This is a genomic window from Dyadobacter sp. CY351, assembly GCF_021502625.1.
GTDB lineage: Bacteria > Bacteroidota > Bacteroidia > Cytophagales > Spirosomataceae > Dyadobacter > Dyadobacter chenhuakuii.
Window position 1 is genome coordinate 103,290 of the sequence record NZ_JAKFFU010000014.1, and the last position, 16,095, is coordinate 119,384.

A 16,095-nucleotide genomic window follows, 5' to 3' on the forward strand; every position below is an offset into this window, starting at 1 on the left:
CTGGATTACCAGCCGGTATTTTGTTTCAGGTTCGGATTTTTCTCGATCTCGCGCTGCGGAATGGGCATGAAATACATTTTTTCCTGAAAAACATAAGGCACGCCGTCCACCGGTTTTGCTTTATACGTGTAAGTGCCGTTCGCGTTTTTGGTAATGTACATGGCGTTGAACTGCTTGCCGTTCAGCACTTGTTCCGCAATTTTCCAGCGGCGCAGATCCCAATAGCGTTTCCCTTCAAAAGCCAGCTCGATAAACCGCTCGTGGCGGATCTTTTCACGCATTTGCACCTTGGAAAGTCCTGCTGCAAGCTGGTAAGGAGCCAATCCTGCACGCTGGCGAACGGCTTCAATGGCTGCATAAACCGACGCGTCCGGAGTGGATAATGCTTCGTTTTTAGCTTCCGCATAATTGAGAAGCACTTCGGCATAACGCAGCTCGATCCAGTTTTGGTCGCTGCCGGAACTGCCGTAATAGTCTTTATTGCTCTCATTCATGCCTTTTCGGATTAAATAACCGGTAATGGTCGCATAGGGAAGATTGATGCCGTCAATGGGCGCACCTTCGTACATATAAATGGTTGCGCCGAAAAATGGTGCTCCATTGTAAAGCACTGTTGCGTCGAATCTTGGATCACGGTTTTTATAAGGATTGGCAGGGTCGTAACCTGAACCCGTTTCGTTGATCGCTTTTCCGTTTTTCATTTCAAATGCATCCACAAATTCCTGCACAGGACTGCGCTCCACTGCGTCCTGCTTGGATTGCGAATCGGGCTGGCCCCATGAATCCCAGCCGTGTTCGCGGAACGGCTTTTGATATTGCACACTGAAAATCTCTTCCTCATTGTTTTTATCGAGCATAATGTTGCGGAAGTTGGGGTGCAGCTTGTAAATGCCTGCATCCATTACTTCCTTGTTTACCAATGCCGCCTTTTGCCAGCGCGAAACTTCCCCCGCCGGATTGAATAAAGCACTTGCATAATAAGTCAGCACACGCCCCAAAAATGCCTTTGCAGAATGCCTGTTGGCTTTTCCCACATCCACGGCACGCGTTCCGTGCGTTTCGGGCAAAAGTGGAATGGCTTCTTCGAGTTCTTTTATGACAAAGGCAAAGCTTTCGTCCGTCGTTTGTCTGGCTACAAAAAGATCGTCGTCAAGTCCTTGTGGCTCAGTGATAATGGGCACGCCGCCGTAGCGCTTGATCATATTGAAATAGAGCATGGCGCGCAGGAATTTTACCTGTCCCTTAAAATTTGTTTTTTGCTCTTCATCCACATCAGCCGCGTCTATCTTGCTCAGGAACATGTTGGTCTTCCTTACCGGGCCATAAGCCCAGTATTCCATCGGATTATTGTCCGGAAACCATTGGCCCTGAACCACATTACGCGGTCCTCCGCCCCAGTAACTGCGCGATTCGTCGGTAATGTTATCATACAAGCTGTGATCGAACCCGGGTACATCCAGATACATATTATTTACAAAAAGCTGGATAAGCGCAGGATCCGCGAAGATATTTTCCTCGGGAATAGAGTCTGCGGCCTGGCGTTCGAGGAATTCTTCGTTGCAGGCGGTGGTCATAAGGATCATTACAACCAGCAGTGTTTTGGCAAATATTTTTGTCATGACAGTAAACATTAACTGATTAAAAAGTAAGGTTCAGGCCGAGGTTCAGTGTGCGCTGCTGCGGATAGTAAGTGCCCGTTGTGTTTTCAATTTCAGGGTCAAATATTTTCATCTTGGACCACACAAAAAGATTCGCCCCCGAGAAGTAAACCCGCACATTACGAACGCCAATTTTCTTGATCAGATCCGAAGGCAATGTGTAACCAAAATCAATTGACCTCAACCGGATATAGCTTGAATTTCTTAGATACAGACTGGAAGTCAGCGAGTTGTTCGGGTGAGGGCCTTCCCACGGCCTCGGATACAATGCATTCGGATTCTCAGGTGACCAGTGATCGAGCAAATCCACATAGGTGTTTCTTGATCCGCCCTGGAAAAAGTCACGCGCAGCACCGTAAAGCACTTGCCGAACCCGTCCCGCGGCCTGAAAAAGGACATTTAAATCAAAACCTTTTAACGAACCCCCGAATGATAATCCACCGATCACTTTGGGGACATTGTTGTCCATCGATATGATTGTCAGGTCATTGGCATCCACTTTTCCATCGCCGTTAATGTCTGCATATTTCACATCACCTGCTTTTTGTCCGCCGTTGAATTGGGGTAAATAGGCAGCCACTTCTTCGTCTGTCTGGAAGAAGCCCAATGCTTTATAACCTGTAATGAAGCCCAGCGGTCGGCCCGTTTGCAACAGATAATCAGGCGTGTTAGCCGGTTCATCGAGCGTGATAACCTTGCTTTGTGAGAAGCTTCCGTTGAGTTTTACAAAGTATTTCAAAGCCTGAAAACTGTTCTGGTGGCTCAGCATGAACTCGATGCCTTTGTTGTCCACTTTTGCGTAATTCTCTGCCGGTAACTGTGCGCCCAATGTGCCCGGAATGGAGCGGATCCGTGTGCGCAGAATGTTGGAAGTTCTTTTGTAAAAAACATCTATTTCGAACTGAAACTTCCCTTTCCACAACGAGCCTTCTAGTCCAACGTCAGAAACAGAAGCCGTTTCCCAGGTCACATCCGGATTGGGCAAAATGCCCGGTGCAATGGTAGAAAGCCCTTCTGTGCCCGATACTATGGTTCCGGACGGGTTGTAAACCTGCGAGTACTGGAATGTCGGATTTCTCAAAAGATAGCCCGTGTATACATTGCGGTCTTTCCCGACCACGCCATAGGAAGCGCGTAATTTCAGGTTATCAAGGAACGAAAGCGCCGTGCTGTTTTTAAGAAATGGCTCTTCAATGATCCGCCATCCTGCCGACACGGCAGGGAAAAATCCGTATTTCTTGGAAGCTGGAAAAGCCACCGAACCGTCCCTTCTGAATGATGCCTCAAACAAATAACGCTGCTGAAAACTATAATTCACGCGGGCAATTGCGCCGCGGCGACCGTCGGTGAAGGAGCCGCCATTGGCGTCTTTCTGACTTTCACCGCCATAGAAAAACTCGTCCAGTCCCTGTGCGGGGAAGTTGGTGCGGAAACCGTAAAAGTTGTTTCCTTTCGCATCGAGCTGTTCGAAGAGGAGCAAACCGCCAAATTCGTGCGCGCCGAAAGTGCGCGAATAATTTAGCGAAGCATTCAATGTGGTCGTATTGTATTCGCTGAATGACTGCGTCAATGCAGTTTTGCCATTCCAGCCGCCGTACGGATAAATTTCCAGCGTGTTCCCGTCGGCATCCTGGCGGTTCATGAAAATAGGCACATTATAATGCTTGTTATTGGCATATTCCCGGCCAAAGGATGCGCGTCCCAAAACGGATAGGCCTTTTATAAATGGCAGTTCATGTTTCACTGTCAATGTGGCTTGCAGAATGTTGTTCCGCATGCGGTTGTAGCCGGTTTTGATCTCTTCCACCGGGTGTTGCTCGCGGGTGTAAAAAATGGTCCCGTCAGGATTATAAGCCTTGTCGAGCGGGTACGCGGCTACAATATCATCGAAAATGGATTCAGGTGCGTACGCACTTTGGTTGGTGTTTCTGGCGCTTGCGTCAATGTCCGCGGAAATGGTCAGGTTCTTGTTGATTTTCGCATCCACATTGGTGCGGATGGAATAGCGCTGGAAATTGATGCGGTCGTACATTCCGTCCTGATCGAGATAACCGAGCGAAAGAAAATAGCGGACTGCATCCGATCCGCCGCTTACGCTCAGGTTTTGCTGCGTTTGAAATGATCGTTTTTTCAATGTGTTGCCATACCAGTCGTATTCCGGCAGCACGCCTGTGCGAATGTCTTCCAGTTGCTGATCGGAGTATTGGATGGGCTTGCCCAAATTTTGCACCGCCTTGTTTTTGGTCGTTGCATACTCGTACGCATTCATCACTTTGGGATATTGGGTAGGTTGTTGGAAGCCGGCAAAACCATTATAATTGAATGTTGGCTTGCCCGTCGCGCCGCGTTTGGTAGTGACCAGAATAACACCATTGGCTGCCCTGGAACCATAAACCGCAGTTGCCGAAGCGTCTTTTAATATAGAAATGCTTTCTACTTCGTTGGGATCGATCTGGTCGAAAGTCCGGATAATGCCGTCCACGACGATCAAGGCGCTGTTGTCGCCGAACGTGCTGGCGCCGCGGATCGAGATGGACGATCCTGCACCAGGCTTTCCGTTCCCATTGACAGCGATCAGGCCGGGAAGCCTGCCGACGAGCGAATTGGTAATGTTAGTAGCAGGCGTTTTAAGCAATTCTTCACCTTCCACGGAAGCCACGGAACCGGTCAGATTAACCTTTTTCTGCGTTCCATAACCCACCACGACCACTTCCTGCAATGCTTTCAGGTCGTCTTTCAATACAACATCGATCGTGCTCTGATTGCCCACCGGGATTTCCTGGCTCAGGTAACCCACAAAAGAGAAGATGATCGTGTGTTCGCCATCCGGAATGCTGACGTCGAAGTTACCGTCCGTATCGCTCAATGAGCCGCGCTGCGTGCCTTTTACAACAATGCTTACGCCGGGTAATGGTGCTCCTTTTTCATCTTTTACAGAGCCCTTAATGTTGCGATCCACTGGTTTTTGCTCTTCGGCCGGCTTGGGATCAAGCGGTTTCAGATCCGAAACAATGCTGAGCACAAGCTGGTTGCCCGAAACTTCGTAACCAATGTTCAAAGGCTTGAAAAGTGATTCCAGAACGACATTAAGCGGCTCATTGCGAACATGTAACGTCACTTTGTTTTCAACAGGGATCACCTGCGGACTGTACATAAACCGCACCGCCGCCTGACGGCTGATCTGCCGGAGCGCTACACTTATTTTCTGTTCGTCCAGATCCAGGGAAATACGACGGTTCAGTAACTCCTGCGCCCGGCTGTCATGGGCCAGGACCAACGACGTACATAGGGCAGACAGGATTAGCTGGTATATTGAAATGCGCATGATTTTGAGTAAAATCCTGATCGGTTTCGTACTAATTTTCATAGATTTGTATGTATGCTTTTTTGGAAAAATGAGATACAAAACTCCCCTGTTCCGGTTTTAGCGAACCGGATTATTAATGGGAATTAAGAAAGGGGAAAAGACAAGCCGGGGATGTTACAGCATCTTCGGCTTGCTTGTTTTATTGTCAGGGCGGGTGGCTGGAACGGATCATGAATGTTTGCTTAAAGGGTTTAGGATTTGTATTTTAAATTTATTTGCAAGCGCTTCCGTGAATGACGATCTGGCCGTCGATCACTTCATAACGCGCCTGGATCGCCTTGCAGATCATGCCTAACTTTTCAAATAATGGCTCCTGACCAAGCTCGGCGGTGAGCTCGCAACCGGCCATGAGATCGGCGTCATAAATAATCTGGACTTCGTATCTTTTTTGAAGCGACTCGAAGACTTTGGCGACGGGCGCATTGTCAAAGATCAAATTCTGGCTGGTAATGTCCGGCGGGCCGATCTGGGCCGGGTTCTCGATGAGCGACCGTTTCATTTTCTGATCGTCGCGGTGGTAAACGACCTGCTGGTTGGGTAACAGCACGAGCTCGTTCTTCTCTGGCTGCTGCGTTTTATTCTGGGCCGGATTGGCTGCGACAGTTACGCGCCCCGTTTTCACCACAACCCGCACATCTTTATCCTGATCAAAAGCCTTAACCGTAAAACTGGTGCCCAAAACCGTGGTAACGACGTCGTTGGTATAGACTTTAAACGGACTTTCCGGATTTTTCACAACTTCAAAAAAGGCCTCGCCATTGAGCAAAACTTTCCTTTCATTTTTTACAAAAAAGGCGGGATAATTGATCTTGCTTTGGGGTGAAAGCTTCACCGAGCTGCCGTCGGGCAATGAAACGACTTTGATTGCGGTCTGATCATTGCGCACTTCAATCCATTTCTCGTCTTTCTTATCCTGCAAGGTTTGCTGGCTGATCTGCGGCTTGCTGGTTTTGGAATAATTGGTATAAAAATAAAACAGGACAACGAAGCAGGTTAAGGCAACCAGAATCACAGACATACGATTTGCCCAATTCGCACCGAACCAGTGTGGTTTGTATTCATCATTAGTTTGCTCCGCATATTCCTGCGCTTCCGTTGCAGACTTTCTTGCGGCGGTGAGGCGGTAAAGTTCGTGTTGCAGTTCTTCTTCGCTCAGATAGTTTTGCGCATGATGGATTTCGGCGATGAGTTCTTTTGCATGCTTTACAATGCTGGCGCGATCCGGGTTGTTGCGGATCCAGTTCTCCCAAAAAGCATTGTCGGCGGGCTTTTCATGAAGCACCCACCTGCAAAAAGCCTCGTCGGCCAGGAAATCTTTAATGTCGTATCGTGCGTAATCCTGCATTTTCCGTATTCATTGGACTGTATACAATGAAATAGTACGGCCGCAGAACAGCATACCCTTTTTATGATAAAAATTTTAGAAAAAATATTAAAATAATCTGCGGGATGACATTGGAGAAGGAAGGAAGGTCATTTTTGAGCTGGCTTATGGCTCTGTAAATGAAGTTGGAAACGGTTTGGCGCTCGATCTCCATCACTTTGGCGATCTCGTCATTGGATAAGCCTTCATAAAATTTCAGGAAAATCACCTCTTGCTGGCGTGCAGGCAGCCGATTGATCGCGTTGCGGATCTCGCGCTCTTTTTGCGACATGGACTCGGAGCTGATCAGCATGGTTTCCACTGTCAGGTTGTCTGTAAATGCTTCGCAGCTTACAGTAATATCGGCCGAATCATCGAGGCGGTTGTTCAGTTTCAATTTCCGCAAAAGGTTGTTCCTGAGTGCGCAAATGAGGTAAACTGTGACATAGGAAGTGTCGGTCAGGCGCGTGCGGCGATACCATAGCTCCAAAAAAAGGTCCTGAATGCAGTCCTTGATCAGCTCGGTGTCTTTGGTGAATTTGGTGGCGTAATTAAACAGCAGGCGGTAACGGCGGTTAGCCAACTCGTCAAAAGCCTGCTCATCATGCTGACGAAACCGGTTCCATAGATCAGCCAGATGCAATTCATCTACTGGTATCGGTGTGGGCTTTCCCATAAACCACTATTTGAATTATCATATTTATACTACCAATTGTATTGTTTTATTTAACAATGCCCATCCTGTACTATCCTGCATTTCATATTGAATTCATTTTAATCCGCTTTACAGGCACCAACTACTTTCTACACATTTGGTAGTTATTGCAAGTTTATTGCAACAAAAAAAGCACCTAGCAAATTAATGCTAGGTGCTTCAAGTCTAGGGCTCCCGAAGTTGGGCTCGAACCAACGACCCTCTGATTAACAGTCAGATGCTCTAACCGGCTGAGCTATTCAGGAATTTCAAATCCGATTATTTATCTGAATTCTGGTGCAAATCTAAGAATTTGAATTATACAGCGCAAGGATAATTTTAAAAAAAATGTCAGCCTTGCACTTGCTGAAGGATTAACTCCTTGACCCTCTTAGCATCTGATTTCGTAAAATTATTGATAATAATTTCTGGACGCATCCGCGGAATCACTCTAATGGTGGAAAAAAACATCCCGCTCTCGATCTCAACGCCCGAAATATCGGAGTAAAAAACAAAATTGTCGTTGCTCTTGAAAAGCTTCTTTACGGTGAAAGTCACTCCTTTATCGCCAAATGATACCGAATCTGGAAAAAATGGGTTCATCAGCCCGCTGGCGCTATATCGTTCGTTCATTGTTTTTAGGTTAAATATTAAGTTATAATGGTACGTAGACGACTTTTTTGGTCTGGAAAAATTCTTCCTCGAAATAGCCTGAAAGCTCGTAAGTGCGAGACTTTTGATTCAATTCAGACAATTCCTCAGTCAGGTCTCCTCCTTTCAAATATAAAATTCCGTTCCTCAGGGAATGAAATGAGTTTTTGCTGATGTTCTTTTTGACCCAACCAACAAAAGGTGTAATTCTGGTAACGGCCCGGCTAACGACGAATTCGTAGGAGTCATCCAGCCGCTCAGCCCGGATTTGCTCGGCCTTAACATTGTCGAGCTTCAAGGCGTCGGCGATTTCTTGTACAACACGAATTTTCTTACCAATGCTGTCGACGAGATGAAATTGCGCTTTCGGGAACAGAATGGCTAGCGGGATCCCAGGAAAGCCGCCTCCGGTTCCTACATCCAAAATGCTTGTTCCGGACTTAAATTCCTGCACTTTGGCAATCCCCAATGAATGCAGCACATGTCTTTCATATAATGTATCAATATCCTGCCTGGAAATCACATTCACCTTGGCATTCCAAAATTGGTACAACTCCTCCATCTGTCCGAACTTATCACGCTGATCAGCAGTCAGATCCGGGAAGTATTTATTAATTAATTCCACGATTTACGAAGTTTTCTTTTTGTAAAGGTCAGAAATCCAAAGACGACATAATACACAAAGAGTGCAAAGTCCATGAATAAAAAGCTGAACCACTCTACGGTCTTGTCTAATTTGAGATTGATAACGATCAGCAAAAACCACTGGATAAACCATCTTGCAGCAAAAACAATCCCGAGCCCCTGCAACAGATAAATGTCTTTTGTAAGCAATCCAACCAACAATATAGTAATGCCCGCCATCCATACCGCGACGTGCGCGCCGGAGAGCAGCCCGAGCAAGATCTTGTTACGCATTTTGTAAAACATACTTACAGACATATGCCGCTGCTTCTGTTTATACCAGGTTTTCCAGGTGGTTTTCGGAACAGAGTATACGAAAGAATCTTCTTCTATAGATATCGTTGTATTGGAGCTTGTTGACACTTCATTCAGAAAGATATCATCATCGCCGCCGAATACATGCTTATGTGTATAAAAACCTTTGTTGGCAAAAAAAACGGAACGTTTGTAAAGAATGTTGCGACCTACACCCATATAGGTAAAGCCCGCAAGCGCGAACGAAAGATATTGAACAGCTGTATAAAACGTTTCGCAGCGGATAAACCAGTTCAGTAATCCGGGCTGCTTCATATAAGGTGAAAAACCGAGCACAATGTCCTTGTCATGGCTTACGCGGGAAGTCATCGCTGTAATCCAGTGATTGGAAGAAGGGCGGCAATCTGCGTCGGTCATCAGCGCAATTGGATATTTAGCCTGTTTCATGCCCACAGTAAGCGCGTATTTCTTGGGCGTTACGTGGTCAAACTGATCATTGATCCTGATGTAGCGAATGTGTTTCCACTGAAAGATATTTTGTCTGATAAATTCTTCACTACCATCGTCGGAACGATCATCCAGCAGGATTACTTCATATTCGGGATATTCCTGGGCGTCGAGGAGCGGGATCAGTTCGGTGAGGTTATCACGTTCGTTCCAGGCGCAGACAAGCACCGTAACTCCTGGTAATTCATTGTCATAATTGGCGCCTTTACTGTAAAATGCAAGTCTTGTAAAAAAGTAGAAGTAATAACATAACTGAACGAACACAAATGCTCCGAGCGCAAAGAGTAAAGAATCGGCCACAATGGAAGAGAGTTGTAAAATTTAATCATATTCATACAAATATAAGGTCATTGTCAGCAATGTTCGAGACCTTAACCCTATTTTTGCACACCACAATTTAAAACCTTTTAATGAAGTTTACATTACAAGTTGAAGATCCCGCGTCGAAAGCCAGGGCGGGATTTATTGAAACAGATCACGGGACTATTCAAACACCCATATTCATGCCCGTCGGCACTGCGGGGACTGTGAAAGCTGTTCATCAGCGCGAACTGAAAGAAGACATAAAGGCACAAATCATATTAGGAAACACCTATCATTTATACCTGCGTCCGGGCCTGGACATTCTGCAAAAAGCAGGGGGACTACATGGCTTCAATGGCTGGGACAGACCTATTCTAACTGATAGCGGCGGTTACCAGGTTTATTCACTTGCGGGCACGGGCAGAAAGATCAATGAGGAAGGTGTGGTATTTAAGTCACACATTGACGGTGGCGTACACACATTCACCCCAGAGTATGTAATGGATATTCAACGGATCATCGGAGCAGACATTATCATGGCTTTCGATGAATGCACGCCTTATCCCTGCGATTATGAATATGCACGCAAATCCATGGAGATGACGCACCGCTGGCTGGGACGCTGCTGCGCAAGGTTTGACAGTACAAACGACTTGTACGGCCACAGCCAAACGCTTTTTCCGATTGTGCAAGGAAGTGTTTATAAAGATCTTAGAACACAATCCGCAGAAACAATTGCTTCATACGGACGTGAAGGAAATGCAATTGGCGGCCTTTCGGTAGGCGAGCCGGCCGAAATCATGTATGAACTAACAGAGGTCGTTTGTGACATCTTACCGAAGGATAAACCGAGATATCTGATGGGTGTCGGAACGCCTGCGAATATACTGGAATGCATTGCTCTGGGCGTGGATATGTTTGATTGTGTAATGCCTACCAGGAACGCGCGTAATGGCATGATTTTTACGACAGAGGGTGTAATCAATATTCGCAATGAAAAGTGGAAGGATGATTTGTCACCGATAGACGCAGGGCTTGGAGGTTATGTAAGTTCGTTTTACAGTAAAGCTTATCTTCGCCACCTTGTTAAGTCGGATGAAATGCTTGGCGCGCAAATTGCCAGTGTACACAATCTCACTTTTTACCTGTGGCTGGTCAACAGTGCGAGAGAGCGGATTATAGCTGGTGATTTCCTTCCCTGGAAGGCGGAAATAGAAAAAAAAATAAATCAACGGCTTTGAAAGTTCATAAAAGGAAGTTTCTTTCGGGTAAAATTTGATTGAAAAGCAGGAAAGTTTTTCAATTGTATCTAGTTCGGTTGATTAAATGATATTGTTAACCTATTTTTGTGCCCACTAGGCATTTGGTTAAAGTAAGTTTGGCCATGAATAAATACATCTTTTACTCATAATTGACTATAGATCAATCCTAGTTAATCTTAATAACGCTAACTTGAATAGTATGAAAAAAGTATCCCAGTTGATTTGTTCGTTTGCCCTGGCGGCAATGATGGCGCTGCCTTCATTGGCACAACCACTAGAGCAGCCGAATTCTCCGGATTACAATCCCAAAGCAACCTATGATGGCCCCTACAAATTGAACACATGGTCAATTTCTGCACACATTGGCCCTTCTATGTTCTTCGGCGATTTGAGAGAATATGATTTCTGGCCTGTAACGAAAACAACTTCGGACAGCCACAAAGAATCCGGTACTATTCAAGGAGGCTTGACATTAAACAAACAACTTTCATATTTATTCGGTGCAAGACTTGATGCTTCTATCGGTAATTTGAGAGGTATGAAACGCCGCAATTACAACCGTTACTTTGAAGGCAACTATTTCGATGTTTCTCTTGCAGGAACAGTTAATCTTAAAGGTCTTTTAATGGGACCAAACAAGATGAAAAGATGGAAAGTTGATGCATATGTAGGTGTTGGTCAAGTATTCTACGATGCAACTGCATATGACCTGACAGGCGGTGTTAAACTTCGCGAAACAGGAAACATGAACGACTGGATTATTCCTACAGGTCTTAATGTGAACTACGAAGTAACTAAGAGAATTGACATTGGTCTTGACTTCCGTTTGAACCATACAAACTCTGACTATATTGATGCAACTTACGGTGGTGACTATGACAGAACCCCAGGCAGCTTCGATATCGCAGACCAAAAAACTTCCCGCAAAGGAAATTCTGAGCTTGACAGCTACGGATACGGATCAGTTCAGGTAACTTACAAATTGGGTAAAAATCCATTGAAAGTTGCGAAAGTTGATGGCAAATGGGATTACAAGCCAGAAGAAGGCGGTTACTACCACTTGCGTTACACAGATCCTAAAGTGTTGATCAAGCCACCAAAAATTCTTACACTTGAAGAAATGGACTCAGTTGCTAAGGCAAACCGCCCTAAGGATATCGACCCAAGATTGTTGCTTGATACAGATGGTGACGGTGTTTCTGACTTCTTCGATAAAGAGCCTAATTCACCAGCTGGAAGCATTGTTGACGGTGGTGGTCGCGTTCTTGACTTCGATGCTTACGTTAAAAATGCACTTAAAAATGGTGCAGCTTGCGCAGAGATCTTTGCTAACGTAATGTTCGATACAGACAAAAATACAATCAAGCCTGAGGCGCAGGAAATGCTTAAAAACGTAGCTCGTTTGATGAACTTGAACGGATGCCGTTTGCAACTTGCAGGTCACACAGACCGTCGTGCGACGGATCGTTACAACATTGCTCTTTCGAAACGTCGTGTAGATGCAGTGAAGAACTTCCTGATCAACGAAGCTGGTTTGACAGATCCTAGCAAAGTGATTGTTGACTACTTCGGTTCATTCAAACCAATAGCTGACAGCGCGAAACGTGAAGGTCTATTGAAAAACCGTCGTGTAGAACTTAAACTTCTTCCATAGAAGTTAACGATAAATTGAAAAGAGAAAGGCTCCTGATGGGAGCCTTTCTCTTTTGATAACACCTTAAAAATTCATCTCAACTATAAATTAGGGCATACAAACAATGAAACAATACGATTATCTGATCGTTGGCGCAGGGCTATGGGGTTCTATTTTCGCACACGAAGCAACCAAGAGAGGAAAGAAGTGCCTGGTTATCGACCGCAGGGATCACACAGGAGGAAATATTTTTTGTGAAAATGTAGAAGGAATTAATGTTCACAAATATGGTGCGCATATTTTCCATACGAATGATAGAGACATTTGGGACTATGTGAATTCATTTGTGGAATTCAACCGCTACACCAATTCGCCGGTAGCCAATTTTAATGGAGAGCTGTATAACCTCCCATTTAACATGAACACTTTTTACCAATTGTGGAAAGTGAAAACGCCGGAAGAAGCGAAGGAAAAAATTAAGCAGCAGGTGGAAGAAGCTGGTATAAAAGACCCGCAAAACCTGGAAGAACAAGCTATTTCGTTGGTAGGAACAGATATCTACCATAAGCTGATTAAAGCATATACAGAAAAGCAATGGGGCAGAAAAGCGACTGAGTTGCCAGCGTTCATTATCAAGCGCCTGCCTGTCCGGTTTACTTTTGACAATAACTACTTCAATGATCGCTACCAGGGCATTCCTATCGGCGGTTATAACAAACTGACCGAGGGTTTACTGGAAGGCATCGAAGTTAGAACAGGCGTTGACTTTTTCAAAGAGCGCGAAGCGCTGACAGCACTTGCGGAAACGGTTGTTTACACAGGCCCGATTGATGAATATTTCGGCTTCCAATTCGGGCAGCTTGAATACAGAAGCTTGCGATTTGAAAACCAGCTGCTAGATCAGGAAAACTACCAGGGCAATGCGGTGGTTAATTATACTGATGGCGAAACACCTTTCACAAGGATTATTGAACACAAGCACTTCGAATTCGGAACACAGCCTAAAACGGTGATAACACATGAATTTCCACAGGAGTGGGAAAAAGGTTCTGAGCCATATTATCCGGTAAATGATGATAAAAACTCCGCCATTTTTAGCCAATATAAAGCGCTTGCAGAACAGGAGCCTAACGTAATTTTCGGTGGTCGTTTGGCCGAGTATCGTTACTATGACATGCACCAGGTTGTAGGATCAGCATTAAAAAAGGTGAAAGCGCATTTCGACTAAGAAAAAATTTTAACACTTAAATCCCTGATCTGCTGATATATAGCGGGTCAGGGATTTTTATTTTGCCTTTTTTCGAAAAAAATATTCGTTTTCGAGTGACCGATATCTTGCTCCTACGTCTAAACTGAAAATTAGACCATATGCAGGAGAAGCGATTGGAACACATTACGAACATCAACAAAGGAGACTCGGCAAATGTCAAAAAAGCGCTGACATTACTAAACGATGTCAGGGACTACTGGCATTGGGTAACCGTTTCGCTCGTATTCAGTGTAGCTTTCGGACTCCTTTATCTTCGCTATAATACGCCTCAATTTCTGGTAAAAGCATCAATTCTGGTTCGTGATGATGCGAAGGGCTCAGAATTTGGAGATGCAGCATTCCTGGAAAGTATGGGGTTGTCGTCCATGCAAAGTAGCGTGGACAATGAGATTGAAATACTGAAAAGCAGGACGCTTATGGAGAGCGTCGTGGAGGATCTGCAATTAAATGTCAGTTACTACTCCACCGGACGCGTGAAAACGACTGAACTGTTCGAGAATTCGCCTTTCAGATTAAGATTTGTAAGCCAAGCACAGCATTCCAAAAGTCCACCAGGCACCTATGTTGTGACGATTGGAGCGAAGGGTCATTATAAGCTTCAACTTGGTTCGCAGACATTTACCGGTATTTTTGGAGATAGCATAGCCCTTCCCCATGGCCACTGCATAGTATACCGCACTTCTCACCTGCTAGATACCCAAGATCAGCATTCGATCGTGATTCAGGACCCGCAGATCCTGGTTGATCATTACAGAAAAGCGCTCATCATTGCGGCTACCAACAAATTTGTCAGCACCGTAAACCTTTCGCTTACTGACGCAATTCCTGCAAAGGGAGAAGCCGTTCTGGACAGGCTGTTACGGAATTATTTCAAAGCTAGTATTCATGATAAAAATCGTGTTGCTGACAGCACCATTGCATTTATTAATCAAAACCTCAATCAAGTTTCAGTCGAGCTGACTGATAGTGAGAAAGCGATTGAGCGGTTTCAAAGTTTACATCATATCACTGATTTGAGTGAAAATGTCCGGCAGCTTCTAAATCAATCGGCTGAATATGGGCGTGATAAAAGCAAGTATGAAGTTCAGGCGAGAAGTGTAGATTCCTTGCTCCAATTTCTTCAAGCCAATCCGCACCATATTGTTCCCACTCAGCTTTTCATTCAGAACCAAGGCTTCCTATCCATTGTCGAAAAATACAATGCAATTCAATTGGCCCTCACGAATGATCTGGTAACAATGCATGAATCGCATCCGAATGTCCTGGGTTTGAAAGCGCAGCTCAACCGCCTGAGACACGATTTGATTACCAACTTAAATGCCCAACATGGTGATTTGCGGATAGGAATGCTGGCTATGAGCAGCTATAATGATGAGGTTCAACGAGAGTTAAAGCGTATTCCTGCAATTGAGCGGCTCTTTTTTGAAGCGAAAAGGCAGCAGCAAATTAAGCAGGAGCTCTACATTTTGTTGCTGAAAAAAGGCGTAGAAACTTCCATTTCAAGATCGTCCACGTTTGCCAACGCACGAATTATCGACAAACCCAAAGCTGGTCCCGAGCCTGTTAAACCGAATAAGGAGTTGGTTATGCTGATGTCCGGCTTTATCGGCATTGGTTTACCGCTGGCAATTATTCATTTAAGGCACATCCTCAACACCAGAGTTACAGGCAAACACGACATTGCCGATCTTCTCAACATCAGCTTGCTAGCCGAGATATCTCATAATCATAGCCTTGAAACAAGTGTTTACTCACATTCTCAAAGTCCTATTGCCGAGCAGTTTCGGGTTTTAAGAACCAATGTACAATTTCTTTCGGCGCCTCGACAAAATCAGGTTATCCTGTTAACATCCAGCATGGGCGGTGAAGGGAAATCTTTTATTGCCGTTAACCTATGCGGTTCGCTTGCACTCACAAATAAGAAGGTCTTGCTTCTCGAACTCGACCTGCGCAGGCCGCGGCTGGCGAAGGACCTCATGCTGAAAGAAGAGGGTTTCACAAATTACATTTTGTCTGATGTAAATTTCCAGGAATACATCCAGCAACCGTCTTCAAAACATCCGTTTGCGTTCATCACAGCGGGCAGCGTTCCACCCAATCCCGCGGAATTACTAGGCTTACCAAAAGTGGATCAACTGATTAATTTATTAAAAACGCGATACGACTATATCGTTTTGGACACGCCTCCGATAGGATTGGTTACAGACGCCCGGTTGCTGAGCCATTTGGCCGACATGTCCTTATATGTCGTTCGACAGCAATTTACATTCAAAAGCCAGTTGGAAATTATCAAGGATATCCAGGATGCCAAACAGTTGCCCAGGCTGCATTTGATATTGAATGACACGAAGGAAATGCCCGGATACAATTACGGTTATTACCAACAAGAGAAACGTCATTTGTTCAACGCTATACGGCGAAAATCATAACCTATCATTAATCAAATCA

At 45.1% G+C, this 16,095-nt stretch carries 11 protein-coding genes and 1 tRNA gene; 4 read left to right on the forward strand and 8 right to left on the reverse strand.

Features of this window, described 5'->3' with window-relative positions; translation table 11 throughout:
* Positions 1-5 precede the first annotated feature (5 nt).
* From L0660_RS23330 to L0660_RS23365, 8 genes are all read right to left on the reverse strand, one after another.
* Positions 6-1,619 carry a RagB/SusD family nutrient uptake outer membrane protein gene (locus L0660_RS23330; protein WP_235161544.1) on the reverse strand — a complete coding sequence of 538 codons (1,614 nt, stop codon included), beginning with the start codon at positions 1,617-1,619 and terminating at the stop codon, positions 6-8.
* Between the two features lie 19 nt (positions 1,620-1,638).
* The gene (locus tag L0660_RS23335) at positions 1,639-5,025 is read right to left on the reverse strand and encodes a TonB-dependent receptor (protein WP_235161545.1); all 3,387 of its coding nucleotides are present in this window, start codon (positions 5,023-5,025) and stop codon (positions 1,639-1,641) included.
* Between the two features lie 211 nt (positions 5,026-5,236).
* Entirely contained in the window at positions 5,237-6,370 is a 1,134-nt protein-coding gene (locus L0660_RS23340; RefSeq protein ID WP_235161546.1) for a FecR family protein, read from the reverse strand.
* Positions 6,371-6,431: 61 nt separating this feature from the next.
* A complete protein-coding gene (locus L0660_RS23345; RefSeq protein ID WP_235161547.1) occupies positions 6,432-7,064 on the reverse strand; it encodes an RNA polymerase sigma factor in 633 nt (210 codons plus the stop codon).
* Between the two features lie 210 nt (positions 7,065-7,274).
* A tRNA-Asn gene (locus L0660_RS23350) sits at positions 7,275-7,348 on the reverse strand.
* 85 nt (positions 7,349-7,433) lie between these two features.
* A complete protein-coding gene (locus tag L0660_RS23355; RefSeq protein WP_026631891.1) occupies positions 7,434-7,715 on the reverse strand; it encodes a hypothetical protein in 282 nt (93 codons plus the stop codon).
* A gap of 22 nt (positions 7,716-7,737) precedes the next feature.
* A complete protein-coding gene (rsmG, locus tag L0660_RS23360; protein WP_235161548.1) occupies positions 7,738-8,358 on the reverse strand; it encodes a 16S rRNA (guanine(527)-N(7))-methyltransferase RsmG in 621 nt (206 codons plus the stop codon).
* Positions 8,349-9,479: a glycosyltransferase gene (locus tag L0660_RS23365; protein WP_235161549.1), complete on the reverse strand. Its 1,131-nt coding sequence runs from the start codon at positions 9,477-9,479 to the stop codon at positions 8,349-8,351. Before L0660_RS23365 ends, rsmG begins: the two co-directional genes overlap by 10 nt.
* A 110-nt stretch (positions 9,480-9,589) precedes the next feature.
* Here L0660_RS23365 and tgt point away from each other — a divergent pair, with 110 nt between their 5' ends.
* The 4 genes from tgt to L0660_RS23385 all read left to right on the forward strand — a co-directional run bounded on the left by tgt (position 9,590) and on the right by L0660_RS23385 (position 16,076).
* A complete protein-coding gene (gene tgt / locus L0660_RS23370) occupies positions 9,590-10,723 on the forward strand; it encodes a tRNA guanosine(34) transglycosylase Tgt (protein ID WP_235161550.1) in 1,134 nt (377 codons plus the stop codon).
* Between the two features lie 220 nt (positions 10,724-10,943).
* A complete protein-coding gene (locus L0660_RS23375) occupies positions 10,944-12,398 on the forward strand; it encodes an OmpA family protein (protein ID WP_026631887.1) in 1,455 nt (484 codons plus the stop codon).
* Positions 12,399-12,501: 103 nt separating this feature from the next.
* Positions 12,502-13,605 (forward strand): UDP-galactopyranose mutase, encoded by a 1,104-nt coding sequence (gene glf, locus L0660_RS23380; RefSeq protein ID WP_235161551.1) that lies wholly within the window; start codon positions 12,502-12,504, stop codon positions 13,603-13,605.
* Between the two features lie 140 nt (positions 13,606-13,745).
* On the forward strand, positions 13,746-16,076 hold the full coding sequence (locus L0660_RS23385) for a tyrosine-protein kinase (RefSeq protein ID WP_235161552.1): 2,331 nt from the start codon (positions 13,746-13,748) through the stop codon (positions 16,074-16,076).
* Positions 16,077-16,095 lie beyond the last annotated feature (19 nt).

Bases quoted from the DNA above. Each gene is read 5' to 3' on its own strand.
- L0660_RS23355 (WP_026631891.1), bottom strand. From the start codon at position 7,715: ATGAACGAACGATATAGCGCCAGCGGGCTGATGAACCCATTTTTTCCA.
- glf (WP_235161551.1), top strand. From the start codon at position 12,502: ATGAAACAATACGATTATCTGATCGTTGGCGCAGGGCTATGGGGTTCT.
- L0660_RS23330 (WP_235161544.1), bottom strand. From the start codon at position 1,619: ATGACAAAAATATTTGCCAAAACACTGCTGGTTGTAATGATCCTTATG.
- L0660_RS23340 (WP_235161546.1), bottom strand. From the start codon at position 6,370: ATGCAGGATTACGCACGATACGACATTAAAGATTTCCTGGCCGACGAG.
- L0660_RS23375 (WP_026631887.1), top strand. From the start codon at position 10,944: ATGAAAAAAGTATCCCAGTTGATTTGTTCGTTTGCCCTGGCGGCAATG.
- L0660_RS23335 (WP_235161545.1), bottom strand. From the start codon at position 5,025: ATGAAAATTAGTACGAAACCGATCAGGATTTTACTCAAAATCATGCGC.
- L0660_RS23345 (WP_235161547.1), bottom strand. From the start codon at position 7,064: ATGGGAAAGCCCACACCGATACCAGTAGATGAATTGCATCTGGCTGAT.
- L0660_RS23385 (WP_235161552.1), top strand. From the start codon at position 13,746: ATGCAGGAGAAGCGATTGGAACACATTACGAACATCAACAAAGGAGAC.
- tgt (WP_235161550.1), top strand. From the start codon at position 9,590: ATGAAGTTTACATTACAAGTTGAAGATCCCGCGTCGAAAGCCAGGGCG.